This window comes from Legionella sp. PC1000, assembly GCF_014109805.1.
Classification (GTDB): Bacteria; Pseudomonadota; Gammaproteobacteria; order Legionellales; family Legionellaceae; genus Legionella; species Legionella resiliens.
This window is the reverse complement of the sequence record NZ_CP059400.1, coordinates 2,432,548-2,449,552: the sequence shown is the minus strand read 5'-3', so window position 1 is coordinate 2,449,552 and position 17,005 is coordinate 2,432,548. Positions and strand designations below refer to the sequence as shown.

Below are 17,005 nucleotides of genomic sequence, written 5' to 3'. Positions count from 1 at the left end.
GAATACTTTGCTAAATATAATAGCAAAAAGGGAGATAAAGAGTTTTTTCATATTTGTTATACTGTCCCTAACTTTTATTTATTTCCACCAGTATGTTGGGGTGGGAACTGCTTTCTTAGATTTTGAACTATTGCAGGTCTAACGTTCTTTGTGTAGATTAGCCGATTTTTGTTCTTTGGGAAATAGAAAATGAATGCAAAAGTTATTTTGCTTGCAGCAAAACAAAATACTGTATTACGCGGCCACCCATGGATATTTCCTAAGGCTATTGCAAAAACGCATGGAAAATTAGTTACAGGACATTTGATTGATATTTATAATGCAGATGAAGAGCTTATTGGCGTAGGTGTTTATAATGAGCATTCTCTTTATAGAGTCAGGGTCTTGGCACTTGCCAATGAATCCATCGACATCAGTAATTTACATGTCCTGATGACACATCGACTAAGCCAGGCAAAACAGGTAAGGGCGTGTTTAAATCTACCTAATAAGGAAACTACTGCCTATCGATTGTTTAATAGCGAAGCAGATGGTCTTTCTGGTTTAACGATTGATCGATTTAATCAAACGTGTGTCGTTGCCAGTTCCGCTTATTGGGTTGAGCTCAATCGAGAAATTATCATTCAAATATTACAAAATTTGTTTCCTGAAGATCAAATTAAATGGATGCCACAAAGTAAACCCTTAAGCCAAGATGGATGGAAACAAATTAGCCTACACGAGAAAGATGATAATACTCAGGTTCTTGAGGCAGGGGTTATTTATGAGGTTGAGTTTGCTCAGGCACAGAAAACAGGCCTGTTTCTTGATCAACGAGAGAATCACCAACGTATTGCCCAGTTATCCAAAGGAAAGAGCGTATTAGATCTTTATTGTTATAGTGGTGGCTTTGCATTGCATGCTGCTAAAGCTGGGGCCTTAAAAGTGACTGCGGTGGATAGCTCTGCTCAGGCAATAGCTCAGGCTCAAAAGAATGCAGCATTAAACGGTGTGACTCAAATTGAATTTATCGAGGCTGATGCGCGTGAATATTTAACAAAAGCAGGGAATTATGATCTCGTTGTCCTTGATCCTCCTAAATTGGTTCCATCAAAGCAACATGTTGAGCGTGCTAAAAACTATTATCGGTTTTTACATCGCGAAGTATTTAAATACATGAAATCAGGTTCCTTATTAATGACATGTAATTGCTCTTCAGCGCTTTCATCTCAGGAGTTTTGTTCTTTGGTTAGTCTTCAAGCTGGAGCAGTAGGGAAACAAGCACGTATTTTAGGTATTTATGGTCCAGCAAGCTGTCATCCTACCTTAGCTTCTTTCCCAGAAGGAAATTACCTTACTGCGATTTTGTTGGCGGTGGTGTAATTGATAATGTAGCTACGTAACGATTATATTTAAGCAAGTAGGTTGAGTCATTTATACCTGATGGATCGTCAGTTTTTCATTTTAAATTTCTCTACATACCGCTTAAATTTCTCTACATACCGCTTAAATTTCACTACGTACCGCGACTCCTCTACGTACCGCATAAACTCCTCTACGTACCGCGCTTTATGCGCGGTAACCAGAACGATATTTTAAGATGCCGCTGAGTCATTTCTATAGCAAGATCCCTGGATACCGCGCATAAAGCGCGGTACGTAGGCGAAAAAATTAGTGGAGGTTTTTCATGTTAAATTTCTCTACGTACCGCGCTTTATGCGCGGTAACCAGAACGATATTTTAAGATGCCGCTGAGTCATTTCTATAGCAAGATCCCCTGGATACCGCGCATAAAGCGCGATACGTAGGCGAAAAAATTTGTGGAGGTTTCTCATCAAAATACTGACGATACCTCTGGTCGAACGCCACCAACCTACTCGAGTTTGCAATAACCTGGTTAATGACTCTATTAGGTATGAACCGATCTATCTCTATCTCGTAAGCATTGCAAGACATCATAAAAACTCAGTTCACATACTTTTAATAAAACAAATAAATGAAAAATAAGGTCAGCTGATTCATTAACTAATTCTTCACGGTTATTATTTACTGCAGCAATTACTGTTTCAATGGCTTCTTCACCTACTTTTTGAGCGCATCGTGAGAGTCCGGATTCGAATAACTGTGCTGTATAACTGTTTTCATCTTTTGAGTCTGCACGTTCATTTATCAGTCCAATCAACTCATGTATAAAACCAAGATTTGTATTATGTTCAGGCTGAAAGCAACTCGTGGATCCTAAATGACAAGCGGGACCTTTAGGTAAGACCTGAATTAAAAGGCTGTCGCTGTCACAATCCACACTGATATGCTGTACGGACATGCTATTACCAGAACTTTCTCCTTTACGCCATAAACGCTTGCGACTTCGGCTGTAGAGATTCAATTGGCCTGTAGTCAGTGTGGCGATCAACGCTTCCTGATTCATATAACCTAACATTAAGACATTACCATTTTCAGCATTTTGGACGATGGCTGGTAATAAACCATTCATTTTTTTCCAATCCAAAGAATTAATTTCCATATGAATCATAATCGTACCTCAATTTTTTGTTTTTTAAGTGTTCGTTTAATTTCGTGGATCGTCAAAATTTTGTCATGAAAAATGCTGGCAGCTAAAGCTCCATCTACTCGAGTTTCAAGAAATACTTGAGTAAAGTCATCCAGCGCCCCGGCACCTCCAGAAGCAATTAATGGTACCTGGCATAAAGATCGTACCAATTTTAATTGATGCACATCATACCCTGAACGCACGCCATCCGATTGCATACAGTTTAGTACAATTTCTCCTGCACCTCTGTCTTGAACTTCTCTGATCCATTCTCTTGTTTTGCGTCTGGAATTAAGGATTTTATGTTCATCTCCGGTGTATTGATAGACATAATAATCATTATCTATCCATTGACTATCAATTCCTATTACAACACATTGGCTTCCAAAATTCCGGCTTAGTTCATTAATTAAACCGGGATTTTCTAATGCCGGGCTATTAATGGATATTTTATCAGCCCCAGAATTTAATACCGATTTTGCCTGATCAAGTGAGCGAATTCCACCCGCTACAGTGAAAGGAATATTAATTGTTTCTGCAACTTGGCGGACCCAATCTGGGCAAACTGAACGTTGTTCAGAACTTGCAGTAATATCATAAAATACTAACTCATCTGCACCTGCTGCAGAATAATGAGCGGCAAGTTCGAGAATGTTGCCAACAACACGATGATTACGAAATTTAACACCTTTGACTACTTGATTATCGCGTACATCAAGACATGGAATAATTCGTTTAGTTAACATAATTTATACTCAAATTAATCGTGTAGCCTGGGCTACACCTACAATAACATTGACCTCAGATCAAAAGTGGCTTGGTATAAGGATAACCCCAGGATTACTGCGCTAGCTCCTAGTGCATCCAATCGATTAATATCCTCTGCATTACGGATACCTCCGGAAGCTTGCCATTCGATTTGAGGAAAACGTTCAATTGCTTCTTTATAAAGTTCGAAATTCGGCCCTTGCATCATTCCATCACAAGCAATATCAGTACAAAGTATTTGTTTAATTCCTAATTGCTGATAATGGGTAACAACATCCCATAAATTATTATTTGTCGTTGTTTGCCAACCATGAATAGCTGGGAAGGGTATCCTATTTTTCATTCGAATATCTAAAGCCAGGATAATATGTTGTGGACTGATTTCCCTGATAATAAGTGCAGCCAGTTCTGGATTGGTAATTGCAATACTACCTAAAACCAGATTGGATATCCCAGCTGAAAAACATGTTATTGCTTGTTCTAAGGATCGAATTCCTCCGCCTGCTTGCACAACGATTCCTGTATTTTGCATAGCACATATTAAAGACAACTGTTGCATCGCTCCTGTTTGTGCTCCATCCAAATCAACGACATGCAAACGCTGTGCTCCCAATTCGGCGAAGTAAGCAGCACGTTCGAGTGGGGGAGTATCGAATTGAGTGACTTGATCAAATTGTCCTTGTCGTAAACGAACACAACGACCTGCTTGGATATCAATTGCAGGGATAAGGATCATACAGCCTCCATATTTTAAGTTATCGATTTCTTCGAAAATACTCTTCCGTAGTAGAGGTTTTCGAAAAAATCTAATAGTTACAAAAATTGTTTAGCAAAGTCATTCCGGTTTCAGCAGATTTTTCCGGATGAAATTGCATACCCCAAATATTATTTTTTTGAATGATTGCTGTGAACGGTTCATTGTATTCACAATGGGCTAAAGCGTATTGGCTTTCACCTAGTGCGTAACTATGAACGAAATAAACATAGTCCTGTTCTCTTAACCCTTGTTGCAAGAATGTTTCTGTGCACCACTGCAATTGGTTCCAACCCATGTGAGGCACTGGATAATCTTCTTGCTGGCGTAAACGTTGTGCTCTTCCAGGAAGCATACCAAGACAACGAATATCACCTTCTTCACTGCTTTCGAGTAATAATTGCATGCCAAGACAAATACCGAGCAGGGGTTGTTCTAGCGAAGTAATGACATCGATCAATTCATACTGGCGTAGCGCATTCATACCATAAGCAGCAGTACCTACGCCGGGTAAAATCACATGACTTGCTTTCCCAATTTCTTTTGCATCGTGTGTTAATTGATACTTAAAACCTAGCCTTTTTACTGCGTTTACTAAAGAGGTTAGATTGGTGCCGCTGACATCAATAATGGCAATCATAATACCCCCTTGGTCGATGGGAGAATGTTGTTTGTTTTCATACAGGCTTGGCCTAGCGCTCGTCCTAATGATTTGAAACAGGCTTCAATCATGTGATGATGATTTTGGCCTTTCACTTCAATGTGAATGGTTGCACCAAGGGCAGTGGCTAATGAATTAAAGAAATGGGGAACCATTTCAGTTGCCAGGCCTCCAACAAATTCTCGAGTAAATTGGCCTTTAAAATCGCAAAAACCTCTACCGCCAATATCGATGGCTATAGAGGCTAAAGATTCATCCATAGGTAAAGTAAAGCCATAGCGGTTAATACCCCATTTGTCGCCAAGTGCCTTTTTTAGCCCTTCCCCTAAAGCGATCGCGGTATCTTCAATTAAATGATGATCATCAACTTCTATATCACCGGTTGCATGTAATTCAAGATTGAATCCACTATGTTTGGCTACTTGCTCCAGCATATGGTTAAAGAATGGAAATGGCGTATTTATGGAGCTGCTCTGGTCAGTATCCAAAATCAGGGTTAATTTTATCTCTGTCTCTTTTGTCTTTCTTTGGACAACTGCAGTTCGTTTTTGACCCAGTATTTTTTGGGTAATTTGATCCCATCCATGCTCTTTGGAGACGGGCAAAAACTTGATCCCCAGATTGTCGGCAAATTGTCGGTCAGTTTCTCGGTCTCCAATAACCCAGGTACATGAATTATTAATTGCTCTTTCTTTTAGGAATTGATTCACTAAGCCCGTGTTAGGCTTTCGGCACAAACAATTATCTTCGGGCATGTGCGGGCAAATAAAAACTTCATCAAAAAATATTCCTTGTGACGAGAAAATATCTAAGATGAATTCATGGCAAATCATAAAATCATCTTCAGGAAAAGCAGCGGTACCTATACCGTTTTGATTGCTCACCATAACAATGTGAAAGCCTTCCTTTTGCAATTGCAGTAATGCGGGAATAACACAAGGTGTGAGCTTAATTTTATCTAAAGAATCTACTTGATAATCAAAAGGTTCTTCAATTAAGGTTCCGTCACGATCGATAAATAAGATTTTTTGCATTTTAATATCCTGAAACATTATTTTGGAAAGAAGATAAAGCGTGCAGCAAAAGTTGATTTTGTTGATCATCACCTACTGTAATTCGTAAATGATCATGTAACGATGAATTAGGTGAAAAACTTTTGATTACTATGCCATGATGAGCAAGCCAAGAAACCAATTCGGATGTGTATTTGGTTTTAACAAGAATAAAGTTGGCTTCAGTCGGATAGACTTTCTTGATAAGAGGACATAATTGCAATTCCTTCATTAACTTGGCTCGAGACGCTTTAATTGTATTGATTGCCTGCAAAAACCACTCATTTTTTTCTAATGCACGGAGAGCTAAATCAATCACTACACTGGAAATGGGGAAGGGCGGCATAATTTTATTCAAGGCTTGAATTACATTTGCTTGAGCTAAAATGATTCCTAACCGAAGATTGGCTAAGCCATAAGCTTTAGATAGAGTACGTAACACAATTAAATTATCAAATTGAGAAATGAGGTGTGTTGCACTTTGAGTTTGAGCAAATTCAATATAAGCCTCATCAACAACGATAACAGAGCGATTTTTATACTCATTACACAGTGTTGCAATAAAGTCTAGATCAATTAAGTTACCTGTAGGATTATTGGGATTACACAAAAAAATGATCTTACAGTTGTTTTGCCAACTACTACGAATGTCGTGTAGAGAAAGTTGAAAATTATTTTGAGCATCTAGAGGACATTCAATAAGCTTGGCATGTTGTAAATAGATATAAAAAGAATACATAGAAAAAGTGGGCGGAAATTGTAGGCATGCATCTTGCCCTGCACTGAGAAATAAGCGTGTAATTAAATCAATTCCATCATCTGATCCCCGAGTGAGCACAATTTGCTTTTCTTCAACTTGATAGTACTTTGCCAATTGTTCTTGCAGTTGCTTCTGCAGGTATTTTTCTGGATAAAAGTTTAAATTAATATTCGTACTTAATGCAGACCAAGGAAGTTCGTTAGCATGCAAACGATGTCTTATGGGAGCACTACCTACACTATAAGGTTGATTGTCTAATAATTCAGGGCGTATTAAGTTAAGTACTGACATTTAAAGCTCCAGTGAGTTCAACCTGATTTCTACAGCGCGTGCATGAGCATCCAATCCTTCAATTTGAGCCAGAGCAATTGCTGCAGGCCCTAAAGCTTTGATTCCTTCTTTGCAAATTGATTGAATATTAAAGTGAGTGAGAAAATCGAGTGTTCCAAGGCCGCTGTGATTTTTGGCAAAACCATTGGTTGGTAGAACGTGGTTTGATCCAGTTACATAATCACCAAGTGTTTCAGCTGCCCAGGCGCCAAGAAATACTGTACCTACTGCATGTATTTCATCTACAAAAGTGTCTGCATCTTCACGGTTTATGATCAAATGCTCAGGAGCATAGGAATTAATCATATGTAATTGTTCGTTTTTTTCAGCACATACAATAATCAAGCTGTTTGCCAGTGATTGTTTGATTATTTGTGTTCTTGATAGACTATTATATTGTGCGTACAGCTGTTGGTTTACCTGTTCTGCGGTTTGAAGTGAGTCGCAAATCAGAATGACTTGTGAGTCAACTCCATGCTCAGCCTGTGCTAGTAAATCAGCAGCGATAAATGCTGGATTTGCTTGATTATCAGCAATGACCATGACTTCGGAAGGTCCCGCGGGCATATCAATTGCTGCGCCATAAGGATCTGAAGCAACTAGAGTTTTTGCTTCCGTAACATAACTGTTTCCCGGCCCAAAAATTTTGTCTACCTTAGTAACGGTTTCAGTACCATAAGCCATAGCCGCAATTGCTTGTGCTCCCCCAAGCGCATAAATGGTATCTATGCCGCATAATCTTGCTGCAACCAATAAATGTTCGTTAATTGAACCGGATGCATCAGGAGGGGTACAAAATATTTTTATAGGACATCCCGCGACACGGGCAGGGATGGCCTGCATTAATAATGAAGAAATTAGAGGAGTTCTATTGCCACCTGGGACATACAAACCAACTCGTTGAATGGGTTTGTAGATACTGTTAATAGTTACACCATCGGCTGTACCTATATTTTTATTTTCTGGTAAAAGAGCTTGGTGGTAGGTAGTAATCGTTTTAATTGCTTCAGTAAGGGCAGCAAGAGACGATTTACTAATGCACGCATTTTCAATTTTTTGTTTAGGGATTTGCAGACTGCTCAATCGAGCCCCATCAAATTGCTCTGTAAAGGTAAATAATGCTTGATCTCCAAGAGTCCGCACCTGTTTGATAATTTCTTGTACCTTGCCTTTTACCGAGGATGTTTGCATTGGGCGTGTTAGGCAGATTTCTTTTTCAGCTTGGGATAGGGATTGCCAATTTTTAATCGATAACATCATACTACTCCAACATTTTTTCTATAGGTAAAACCAATATAGAACTGGCTCCGAGGGTTTGAATGGTTTCTAAAGTATTCCAAAATACACGTTCACTGGAGACAACATGCACCGCAACTTTATTCATATTGCCAGGTAAAGGCAGAATTGTCGGTGACTCAGCGCCAGGCAATTTTTCTGCAATTGCATCAAGAGCTGATTTCGGAGCGTGAAAAACAATGTATTTTCTTTCCTGCGCTTGTTGTACTGCCTGAATTCTTCGTGCGAGCATGTCAAATAACTCCTGAAACATGTTAGAAAAGCTCCGATCGCTTTGGATCAATACGGCTTGACTGAACAGTACTGTATCTACTTCATAGAGTTTGTTGTCTTCCAAAGTTTGACCACTTGAAACGAGGTCACAAATTGCATCCGCCATACCCATTCGTGGTGCAACTTCAATTGAGCCGGATAATACAAGACGTTCTGCACATATTTTTTTGTCACGTAAATATTGGTTTAGTAAATTAGGATAACTGGTAGCAATTCGTTTGCCATCCAGGCTTCCAGGACCTTGATACTCTGTGGATTCTGGAATAGCTATGGATAAACGGCAAGTGCACGTGCCTAATGCTGCTGTTGTTTTATATAATTTTTGTGGATTGGCAAGAGAAGCCTCGAGTAAGACATTCTCACCAACGATTCCGCCATCACATAAGCCATCAAATACCAAAGTAGGTATGTCATCATCACGGACAAAAAGTAAATCAATAGGAAAGTTATCAACATGAGTAAGTAAGCTATTCGTCTTAATACGAAATTTCAAACCACATTGCTGCAAAAGTCTCAAAGATTCTTCAGATAAACGCCCCTTCTTTTGTAAGGCCAAACGTAAACGATTTTTCACGACATCTCCAATCTCTTCGCGATTAGCTCATAACCGCCGGTACCAAAACTTAAACAGCGTGCTACACGAGTTATTGTGGTTACGCTGACCTCAGTTTGTTCATGAATAGTGCGATAGGGAATACCTTGTCGCAATAAAGGAACAACCTGCCAACGATCTGCCATTGCTTCGAGTTCTGCTGGGGTGCATAAATCGGTAAAAAATTGCAAGGCTTCTTCTTTGTTTTTAAGCAAACTAATGGCGTGCATTAAATCAGACAGAGCAGAATGTTTTGCTGTTGTATGTGTTTTCATATTAATGTATTAGCGTAATAGAACATTAACTCAATAGTACTGAATGTTTTTAAAACTGTCAACACCATGTACAAACACTGAAGATTGATAAATCTTGTACAATTTGCATCCCACCTCTCACTCTCACATCGCTGTCTACGTCCCGTGGCTTGCCGGCTGGGCTCAGTGTTTTAGGGCAGATCTTCTGGAAACGCCTCGGAAGGTCGAAGTAGCGATGTTTTTCAGGGATGTGTATCAGATTCACGTAGACAGGTTTGTTGGGTAATTTTGCTCTGTGGAATCGTCAGTTTTTCATTTTAAATTTCACTACGAACCGCTTAAACTCCTCTACGTACCGCGCTTTATGCGCGGTATCCAGAACAATATTTTAAGATGCCGCTGAGCATTTATATAGCAAGATCTCCTGGATACCGCGCATAAAGCGCGGTACGTAGGCGAAAAAATTAAGAGGGGTACGTAGGCGAAAAAATTAGCGGGGGTTTCTCATCAAAAAACTGACGATACTTCAGGTCATTCTGAACCAACCTACTCACTAAGCAACGATGTGCATTGAAAATGGATCCCTTGCCTGCGCAAGGATGACGGCTTTTTAAGCGGTATGTAGGGCGCAAAAAATTTGTGGAACATGAAATTCTGAAACCTGGGTCCGCTTCGCTTTCCCAGGCTACAGTTCAGGGCGTTGTGGAATTAACACCCATATAATGCTTGATACGCTTCAAGCTTTTTTACTTGCTCGTTTTGATTTGTACTTTTCAAGTAATCGATTAAATCAAATAAAGTGATAATTGAATAAACATTGATACCTTGCGCCTTAATTTCTGCCAGTGCTGACTCCTGAGTTAATCCTCGCTCACATCGATCAAGAGCGATAATAACTCCAGTTAATTGACCGCCATTTTCCTTAATTAAGATCTGTGACTCTCGAAAAGCGGTACCTGCAGTAATGACATCATCAATGACAATTGTTTTCCCAGTTAAGGGGGCGCCAATTAATTGGCCTCCTTCACCATGATTTTTTACTTCTTTACGATTAAAAGTAACCGTGGTTTCCTGACCTAATTCAGCTAAGGCAATAGCTGTAGCTGTAGCAAGAGGCAAACCTTTATAAGCTGGGCCAAATAAGTGGTCGAATTCAGCTTGGTGCTCAAGTAATGTTTTGGCATAAAATTGGCCCAATTGCCGCAACGCGTTGCCTTGATAAAATAATCCTGCGTTAAAAAAATAAGGGCTGATGCGGCCAGATTTTAAAGTAAACTCACCAAATTTTAATACTTGGCAATCAAGTGCTAATTTTATAAAAGCTGATTTCATCTGATTCATTATGTATTTCCAATAGAAAAAAAAATTATAAAGATATCGATTTTTTTAAAAAATCCTTAACAATCAATAAAAAACTGCTATGCTAATCTATATGCAGGGAATTTTTTCTTGCATAAGTGTATGTTTATAGATACTCAGCGCTTTAATAGTAAATATTTTTGTGTTGAAAATAAACATCTGTAACAGTTGGATAGTAAAGCTTAAGACAAAGGGGATAGCTAATGTCGCAAAGAGAAACGGGCCATGTAAAGTGGTTCAATGAGAAAAAAGGATTTGGATTTATCATTAATGAAAATGGTGACGATATTTTTGTTCATTATAAAGATATCCAAGGTGTTGGATTTAAAACCCTTCATGAGAATGATCCAGTATCCTTTGTGCTTGATAAAGGACCTAAAGGACTAAAAGCACAAGACGTTACAATTATTACTGAATAAGTAAAGTAACGAATCAATATTCTCAGCTATCGCTGCGTGTTAAGTTTAGCCTGGGCTAGGGATTTGCCATAACCCGGGTTACTTTTCATGCAATGGACTTTTGGTTATGGTTGCAATCTAGATTTTGTTCCCGTAGGCTCTTTGCTGAGCGCGAGAAACCTTTTAAATCATAAGGATGTGACAATTAATCAATGTTCTCTTTTTGTATCTAAAATATTCCAAAAGAAAAAATAAAACCTCTTGAATTTCTCTAAAGCATCTTCATATATCTTACTTCTTGTTTATTTATTTTTACTTTAAGAGGTGAGGTATGAAAAGCTTATCTATGTATCAGGTGGATGCATTTGCATCTGCTCTTTTTGAAGGTAATCCTGCAGCAGTCTGTCCGCTAGAACATTGGTTAACCGATCAGGAAATGCAACGTATCGCTACAGAAAATAATTTATCAGAAACAGCTTTCTTTGTTCCTGAGGGAGATGGATTTTATATAAGATGGTTTACACCAAATGAAGAAGTCGCTTTATGTGGTCATGCTACGCTTGCGAGTGCGTATGTTATTTTTGAAAAATTAGGATTTAAGGGTAAGAAAATAACATTTAATTCTAAAAGCGGGGCGCTTATTGTTTATAAAAATGAGAATGGTTTAATGATGGATTTTCCAGAATTACCTTATCACCCAATTGAATTATCACCTGAGTTGCACCATTTAAATTTAAAAAAACCTCAAAAAGTCTTAAAAAGCCAGTTTGATTTAATGTTTGTTTATGAGGATGAAAACGACGTGAGGACAGCAGATCCAGATTTAGATGCAGTCGCACGTTTGGAATATAGAGGTTTGATCTTAACTGCTCCAGGTAAAAATACTGATGTTTATTCGCGGTGTTTTTATCCAGGATGCAATGTTCCAGAAGATCCAGTGACTGGTTCAGCGCATTGTGTGATTGCACCTTATTGGTGTGAACAATTGGGTAAATCTCGTATTGATGCGATACAAGGTGGAAACCGCCAAGGCAAATTGCAATGTGAGGTAAAAGAGGGGAGAGTTCTTCTTTATGGAACGAGTCATCTTTATTTAGATGGTACAATTTACTTGCCATAGACTTTAGAACTTCTACGCTCTTGGAGCGATCATATCGCTCCATTTGAATAATTTACCTGTCAATTCTTTGGCGAAATATTATTTATTTAAAGTAACAACTTATTTGATTCATTATGAGATGCCGTACATGATTTATTAGATGACATTATTCGTGGTTGTATTTATCATGTGTTATTTGGAACGCTCGTATTAGAAAAGGAGTATCTTATGACTATCTATATGTTTCCTGGACAAGGATCTCAGATAAAGGGGATGGGAATTGAATTATTTTCACATTTCCCTGAGCAAATAAAACAAGCTGATGAGATTTTAGGATATTCTATTAAAGAATTATGCTTGGATGATCCAAAGCAGCAATTGAGTAATACCGAGTATACGCAACCCGCATTATACGTTATTGAAGCGCTTTCTTTTTTAGTCAGGGCTGCTGAAGAACCGTCACCTCATTATCTCATAGGGCACAGTTTAGGAGAGTATGCTGCTTTATTTGCAGCAGGTGCTTTTGACTTTGTTACAGGGTTAAAACTTGTGCAGAAACGAGGTGAATTGATGGCTCAAGCAAGTGGCGGGGGAATGCTGGCAGTAATTAATTTACCTGAAGAGCGAATTAAATTTTTACTGAGGGTCAATGGATTGGATTCTGTAGATTTTGCCAATTTTAATTCATCGAAACAAATTGTTCTTTCTGGACTTGCTGCAGATATTGCCAAAGCTAATGAGTTACTTGCCAATGAAGCGCTGATGTGCGTACCTTTGAAAGTAAGTGGTGCATTTCATTCTCGTTATATGCAAGCAGCTGCCGATGAGTTTGCAAAATTTATCGCTCCATTTGAATTCTCCACACTTAAGACCAAAGTGATCGCTAATGTTACTGCAGAGCTTTATAGCAACAACATGATTAAGGAAAATTTAGTAAAGCAAATTACTCATCCAGTTCGTTGGACCGAAACGATTCGTTACTTGAAAAACCAAGGGGAAACGGTTTTTATAGAAGTAGGACCGGGAAATGTGCTGACTCGCTTAGTAACGCAAATTTAATTATTTCGAGCAAGGATTTACTGCATCTGTAGTGACAAATCAGAAAGATGAATTGCAAATTTGAAAATATCCCCCTGTTAGCTATTTTGTGTACCGTACTTTATGCCTGAAGAGTCCCCACAGAATTTTTTACTTTTCTACGTACCGCGCGCTTTATGCGCGGTATCCAGCAGTAGTTGCTTTTGAAATAGAACTCAAAGAACATCAAACATCGTTCTGGATACCGCGCATAAAGCGCGGTACGTAGAAGGGTGGAGTTTTGTGAGGGATATAAGTAATCCCCTTTCCTTTTTTAAAGAAAATCTTATAAGTCATTACATTCAAAAGAAAAATATCATCTACACTTAAATAGTGATTCAATTTACAGAGGGTGCAATATGACAATTCGACTGAAACATGACCATGGAATGTTAGAAGAAATAGAGCTTTTTCAGTTACAACACCACTTGGCGCTTCCCCATCTTAAGAAATATTTACAATCAAAAGGTTCAAAGCAATGTAAATCAATAAAAAAAATTAGGGTTGATCATTCCAACTTGGATGACAAAGATTATCATGCATTACATGACATTTTTAAATTATCATCTAAAGTTGACGAAATTTCATTTTACTCAAATCATATTGATACTGAGCAAGTTACTTATTTATTTGAATCTTTACCCAGTAAAAAACTGAATAAAATCAAGTTTGTAGATAATTGGATAGGGGAAAAAATTCCTTCTGGTTTTTTCTCTTTTTTACAAAAGAAAAAATTGAAGGTTTTGGATTTATCATTAAATTGGTTGCGTGATGCTGGAGTGCAGCATTTGTTAGAAGCAATAGAAGCGAATACTGAATTGAATGAGTTGGTATTAAGCTGTAATGATTTCGGTTTGGGTGGAATGAAGGCATTACATCATTTTGTGTTGAAGCATTCAACATTAAAAACTTTGGATATCTCCTATAATAATTTGGATGAAAAATGTGCCAAAGAAATTTCCACCATGATCACTGAATCAAATTCTTTGACTCATCTGAATCTTAGAAGTAATAAAATAGGGGATGCTGGAGCCGAGCTTATCGCCCACGCATTAAAATCAAATAAAAATTTAAAATATGTTGATTTATCAGATAATAGAATTTCAGAAACAGGTTTGTCTCAACTCGTACGTGAGGCAGTTGCACATGATAAACTTGCAGGATTGATTTTAAAGCATAATCAGTTTCTTCCTCCAACATTAAAATCAAATCAATCAGACTTACACGTTTTTTATTGATAGCAAGTGCAGAATTATATAGCCGTTCAGTGTAGTATTCATCTTTTAGTGAATACATATGAACGGTTATATTAATCAATGGAGTTTTGCCAATGGGCACTGGTGCTTTTTACCTTTTAAAAGAACGTCGATTTTTGCCTTTTTTCCTTACTCAATTCTTTGGTGCCTTCAATGATAATGCATTCAAATTAGCGATGCTCACATTGATTAGTTACCATTTGACACATGACCAAGCTCAGTCAGAATTCTACCAAGCAATAGCGGGTGCTTTATTTATAACCCCTTTTTTTCTACTTTCTGCGACTGCCGGACAATTAGCGGATAAATACGATAAAGCTTTTATGACTCGGCTCATTAAAATATTAGAATTACTTTTAATGATTATTGGTAGTTTTTCTTTATATTGGGGCAACATTTTTCTGATGATGCTTACTTTAACTGGTTTAGGAGTGCATTCAACTTTTTTTGGACCAATAAAATATGCCATTTTACCTGATCATTTGCCTAAGAACGATTTACTAGGTGCAACTGGGTTAATTGATGGGAGTACTTTTATCGCTATTTTGCTGGGAACTACTATGGGTTCTTTATCTATAGGCATGAACAATCCTAAACCTTATATGGCGGTTTTCTTAACAGTGATTATTGCGCTAGCTGGTTTAACTTCAAGTCTATTTATCCCAAGCGCACCACCTAGCTCCGAAAAGATAAAAGTCGATATGCAGATTTGGCGAGTGACATATAAAATGTTGAAGCAAGTTACAGAACATTTTGGTATTTTATTGTCTATTTTAATTTTATCTTGGTTTTGGTTGCTAGGAACAGTAATACTGACAAAGCTTCCTGATTATACAAACTATGTTTTAGGAGCAAATAATGCTGTTTTTGCATTATTTCTTGCTTTATTTTCCATAGGAATTGCATGCGGTTCAGTGACAGTGAATTTTATTTTTCAAGGGCGGATTAGTTTGCCTATGGTTCCTTGGGCTATGTTTGCTTTTAGCTGCTTTGCTATGGATTTATATTGGGCTACCCCTTTTACCCCTTTAACAGATCAAGGTTCACTACTTACTTTAAATACCTTTTTTACACGGTTTAACTATTGGCGTATTGCTTTTGATTTATTTATGTTAGCGTTTAGCTCAGGCTTATTTGTAGTTCCTTTGTATACCTATTTACAGGTTGCCAGTCCCCCTCGATCTAGAGCCAGGGTCATTGCGGCCAATAATATTTATAATGCCCTATTTATGGTGATAGGGACGTTTATGATTATTGGTTTATTACACTTTAGTGCCGCAATTCCGAAAATTTTTTTAATTTTGAGTTTATTAAATGTTGGTGCTGCATGGCTGGCCAGGATTTATCTCAAGAGGGTGATTGTGCCAGAAAAATAATAAATAAGTATAGCCTGGTGAAGTCAGCGGTACTGCCATTAAATTAAGAATAACTAAGTGTCTTGTCTACGTCCCGTGGTTTGTCCGCGGGATCCAGTGATAGTGCGTGATTTATGGATCCCGCGGACAAGCCGCGGGAAGTAGGATAAGGTAAGGACCAATAGCCTGATGAAGTCCGCTGCACTTCATCAGACTTAAACATTTGAGTTATGTTAACCAATCGCGTGGCGGTAGAAAATCAGTATAAAGTTTTGCTTCTGCACTATTGGCATCAGGCTGCCAATTGTATTCCCAGGTGACTTCAGGTGGTAAGGACATTAAAATCGATTCTGTTCTGCCATTTGATTGTAAGCCAAATAAGGTTCCACGATCATATACCAAATTGAACTCTACATAGCGTCCTCTTCGATAATGTTGAAACGCTTTTTCTCTTTCACCAAAAGGATGTGACTTACGACGCGACACTATTGGAGCATAAGCTTCAATATAATGATCACCGATGCTCTGCATCAGAGCGAAACTGTGATCGAAACTGATTTCATTATAATCATCGAAAAATAAGCCCCCAATTCCACGTGCTTCGTTCCGATGCTTGATAAAAAAATAATTATCACACCATTGTTTAAATTTAGGGTAAATCGATTGGCCAAAAGGTTGGCAGGCGCGTAAGGCGGTTTGATGCCAATGCGTGCAATCTTCTTCAAATCCATAATAGGGTGTTAAATCAAATCCACCACCAAACCACCAAACTGGCTCAGAACCATCTTTTTCTGCAAGAAAAAAGCGAACATTAGCATGCGATGTTGGCACATAGGGATTATCAGGATGAATAACCAATGATACACCGAGTGCATTAAAATTTCTGCCTGCTAATTCGGGGCGATGTGCACTTGCTGAGGCAGGAAGATGAGTTCCATAGACATGAGAAAAATTGACACCGGCTTTTGCAAAGACTGAGCCTTGTGTTAAAACTCGAGTAATTCCGCCGCCACCTGAAGGACGTTTCCAGGCATCTTCAATAAATTGAGCTTGGTTATCAAGTCGCTCAAGTCTCGAGCAAATTTTATTTTGTAATTCTAATAGGTAAGTTTTTACTTGTTCAATCGTATTTTCTGGAAGAGTATGATTCTTTGACATGTGGCTGATCTCCCCAATTTATAACACGCTTAT

17 protein-coding genes are annotated in these 17,005 nt (G+C 38.2%); 6 read left to right on the top strand and 11 right to left on the bottom strand.

Features of this window, described 5'->3' with window-relative positions:
- Positions 1-189: 189 nt before the first annotated feature.
- Positions 190-1,362, top strand: coding sequence for a class I SAM-dependent rRNA methyltransferase (locus tag FOLKNPGA_RS10785; RefSeq protein ID WP_182349926.1), 1,173 nt, complete (start codon positions 190-192; stop codon positions 1,360-1,362).
- Positions 1,363-1,888: 526 nt separating this feature from the next.
- Here the strand turns inward: FOLKNPGA_RS10785 and hisIE are convergent.
- The 10 genes from hisIE to pyrE all read right to left on the bottom strand — a co-directional run bounded on the left by hisIE (position 1,889) and on the right by pyrE (position 10,611).
- Positions 1,889-2,512: a bifunctional phosphoribosyl-AMP cyclohydrolase/phosphoribosyl-ATP diphosphatase HisIE gene (gene hisIE, locus FOLKNPGA_RS10780; protein ID WP_182349925.1), complete on the bottom strand. Its 624-nt coding sequence runs from the start codon at positions 2,510-2,512 to the stop codon at positions 1,889-1,891.
- Complete coding sequence (gene hisF / locus FOLKNPGA_RS10775) at positions 2,509-3,276, bottom strand: imidazole glycerol phosphate synthase subunit HisF (protein ID WP_182349924.1); 768 nt, start codon at positions 3,274-3,276, stop codon at positions 2,509-2,511. Before hisF ends, hisIE begins: the two co-directional genes overlap by 4 nt.
- Positions 3,277-3,314: 38 nt before the next feature.
- Positions 3,315-4,034 carry a HisA/HisF-related TIM barrel protein gene (locus FOLKNPGA_RS10770; protein WP_182349923.1) on the bottom strand — a complete coding sequence of 240 codons (720 nt, stop codon included), beginning with the start codon at positions 4,032-4,034 and terminating at the stop codon, positions 3,315-3,317.
- A gap of 70 nt (positions 4,035-4,104) precedes the next feature.
- Positions 4,105-4,692 carry an imidazole glycerol phosphate synthase subunit HisH gene (gene hisH / locus FOLKNPGA_RS10765; RefSeq protein ID WP_182349922.1) on the bottom strand — a complete coding sequence of 196 codons (588 nt, stop codon included), beginning with the start codon at positions 4,690-4,692 and terminating at the stop codon, positions 4,105-4,107.
- The gene (gene hisB, locus FOLKNPGA_RS10760; RefSeq protein WP_182349921.1) at positions 4,689-5,747 is read right to left on the bottom strand and encodes a bifunctional histidinol-phosphatase/imidazoleglycerol-phosphate dehydratase HisB; all 1,059 of its coding nucleotides are present in this window, start codon (positions 5,745-5,747) and stop codon (positions 4,689-4,691) included. The genes hisH and hisB overlap by 4 nt, the downstream gene beginning before the upstream one ends.
- Position 5,748: 1 nt before the next feature.
- Positions 5,749-6,816: a histidinol-phosphate transaminase gene (gene hisC / locus FOLKNPGA_RS10755; RefSeq protein ID WP_182349920.1), complete on the bottom strand. Its 1,068-nt coding sequence runs from the start codon at positions 6,814-6,816 to the stop codon at positions 5,749-5,751.
- Entirely contained in the window at positions 6,817-8,112 is a 1,296-nt protein-coding gene (gene hisD / locus FOLKNPGA_RS10750) for a histidinol dehydrogenase (protein ID WP_182352836.1), read from the bottom strand. It abuts the gene before it with no gap.
- A gap of 4 nt (positions 8,113-8,116) precedes the next feature.
- Positions 8,117-8,998 (bottom strand): ATP phosphoribosyltransferase, encoded by an 882-nt coding sequence (gene hisG / locus FOLKNPGA_RS10745; RefSeq protein ID WP_182349919.1) that lies wholly within the window; start codon positions 8,996-8,998, stop codon positions 8,117-8,119.
- Positions 8,995-9,291, bottom strand: a complete 297-nt coding sequence (locus tag FOLKNPGA_RS10740) for a YerC/YecD family TrpR-related protein (RefSeq protein ID WP_182349918.1) — start codon at positions 9,289-9,291, stop codon at positions 8,995-8,997. Before FOLKNPGA_RS10740 ends, hisG begins: the two co-directional genes overlap by 4 nt.
- 687 nt (positions 9,292-9,978) lie before the next feature.
- Positions 9,979-10,611, bottom strand: coding sequence for an orotate phosphoribosyltransferase (gene pyrE, locus FOLKNPGA_RS10735; RefSeq protein WP_182349917.1), 633 nt, complete (start codon positions 10,609-10,611; stop codon positions 9,979-9,981).
- 221 nt (positions 10,612-10,832) lie between these two features.
- Between pyrE and FOLKNPGA_RS10730 the strand changes: the two genes are divergently transcribed.
- The 5 genes from FOLKNPGA_RS10730 (at position 10,833) to FOLKNPGA_RS10710 (ending at position 15,835) form a co-directional block, all read left to right on the top strand.
- On the top strand, positions 10,833-11,048 hold the full coding sequence (locus tag FOLKNPGA_RS10730) for a cold-shock protein (protein ID WP_003631957.1): 216 nt from the start codon (positions 10,833-10,835) through the stop codon (positions 11,046-11,048).
- Positions 11,049-11,358: 310 nt separating this feature from the next.
- Complete coding sequence (locus FOLKNPGA_RS10725) at positions 11,359-12,147, top strand: PhzF family phenazine biosynthesis protein (RefSeq protein ID WP_182349916.1); 789 nt, start codon at positions 11,359-11,361, stop codon at positions 12,145-12,147.
- Between the two features lie 207 nt (positions 12,148-12,354).
- Positions 12,355-13,185, top strand: coding sequence for an ACP S-malonyltransferase (fabD, locus tag FOLKNPGA_RS10720; RefSeq protein WP_182349915.1), 831 nt, complete (start codon positions 12,355-12,357; stop codon positions 13,183-13,185).
- A 407-nt stretch (positions 13,186-13,592) separates the two neighbouring features.
- The gene (locus tag FOLKNPGA_RS10715) at positions 13,593-14,441 is read left to right on the top strand and encodes a hypothetical protein (protein ID WP_255465958.1); all 849 of its coding nucleotides are present in this window, start codon (positions 13,593-13,595) and stop codon (positions 14,439-14,441) included.
- A 92-nt stretch (positions 14,442-14,533) separates the two neighbouring features.
- A complete protein-coding gene (locus FOLKNPGA_RS10710; RefSeq protein WP_182349913.1) occupies positions 14,534-15,835 on the top strand; it encodes an MFS transporter in 1,302 nt (433 codons plus the stop codon).
- 207 nt (positions 15,836-16,042) lie between these two features.
- On the opposite strand, the gene hemF is transcribed toward FOLKNPGA_RS10710, so the two are convergent.
- The gene (gene hemF, locus FOLKNPGA_RS10705; RefSeq protein ID WP_182349912.1) at positions 16,043-16,972 is read right to left on the bottom strand and encodes an oxygen-dependent coproporphyrinogen oxidase; all 930 of its coding nucleotides are present in this window, start codon (positions 16,970-16,972) and stop codon (positions 16,043-16,045) included.
- Between the last annotated feature and the right edge of the window lie 33 nt (positions 16,973-17,005).

What these genes read in the sequence shown, in the direction of transcription:
- FOLKNPGA_RS10770 (WP_182349923.1), bottom strand. Translation starts at nt 4,034, where the DNA reads ATGATCCTTATCCCTGCAATTGATATCCAAGCAGGTCGTTGTGTTCGT.
- hisF (WP_182349924.1), bottom strand. Translation starts at nt 3,276, where the DNA reads ATGTTAACTAAACGAATTATTCCATGTCTTGATGTACGCGATAATCAA.
- hisB (WP_182349921.1), bottom strand. Translation starts at nt 5,747, where the DNA reads ATGCAAAAAATCTTATTTATCGATCGTGACGGAACCTTAATTGAAGAA.
- FOLKNPGA_RS10710 (WP_182349913.1), top strand. Translation starts at nt 14,534, where the DNA reads ATGGGCACTGGTGCTTTTTACCTTTTAAAAGAACGTCGATTTTTGCCT.
- hisC (WP_182349920.1), bottom strand. Translation starts at nt 6,816, where the DNA reads ATGTCAGTACTTAACTTAATACGCCCTGAATTATTAGACAATCAACCT.
- hemF (WP_182349912.1), bottom strand. Translation starts at nt 16,972, where the DNA reads ATGTCAAAGAATCATACTCTTCCAGAAAATACGATTGAACAAGTAAAA.
- pyrE (WP_182349917.1), bottom strand. Translation starts at nt 10,611, where the DNA reads ATGAATCAGATGAAATCAGCTTTTATAAAATTAGCACTTGATTGCCAA.
- hisIE (WP_182349925.1), bottom strand. Translation starts at nt 2,512, where the DNA reads ATGATTCATATGGAAATTAATTCTTTGGATTGGAAAAAAATGAATGGT.
- hisH (WP_182349922.1), bottom strand. Translation starts at nt 4,692, where the DNA reads ATGATTGCCATTATTGATGTCAGCGGCACCAATCTAACCTCTTTAGTA.
- FOLKNPGA_RS10725 (WP_182349916.1), top strand. Translation starts at nt 11,359, where the DNA reads ATGAAAAGCTTATCTATGTATCAGGTGGATGCATTTGCATCTGCTCTT.
- FOLKNPGA_RS10785 (WP_182349926.1), top strand. Translation starts at nt 190, where the DNA reads ATGAATGCAAAAGTTATTTTGCTTGCAGCAAAACAAAATACTGTATTA.
- fabD (WP_182349915.1), top strand. Translation starts at nt 12,355, where the DNA reads ATGACTATCTATATGTTTCCTGGACAAGGATCTCAGATAAAGGGGATG.
- FOLKNPGA_RS10740 (WP_182349918.1), bottom strand. Translation starts at nt 9,291, where the DNA reads ATGAAAACACATACAACAGCAAAACATTCTGCTCTGTCTGATTTAATG.
- FOLKNPGA_RS10730 (WP_003631957.1), top strand. Translation starts at nt 10,833, where the DNA reads ATGTCGCAAAGAGAAACGGGCCATGTAAAGTGGTTCAATGAGAAAAAA.
- FOLKNPGA_RS10715 (WP_255465958.1), top strand. Translation starts at nt 13,593, where the DNA reads ATGTTAGAAGAAATAGAGCTTTTTCAGTTACAACACCACTTGGCGCTT.
- hisD (WP_182352836.1), bottom strand. Translation starts at nt 8,112, where the DNA reads ATGTTATCGATTAAAAATTGGCAATCCCTATCCCAAGCTGAAAAAGAA.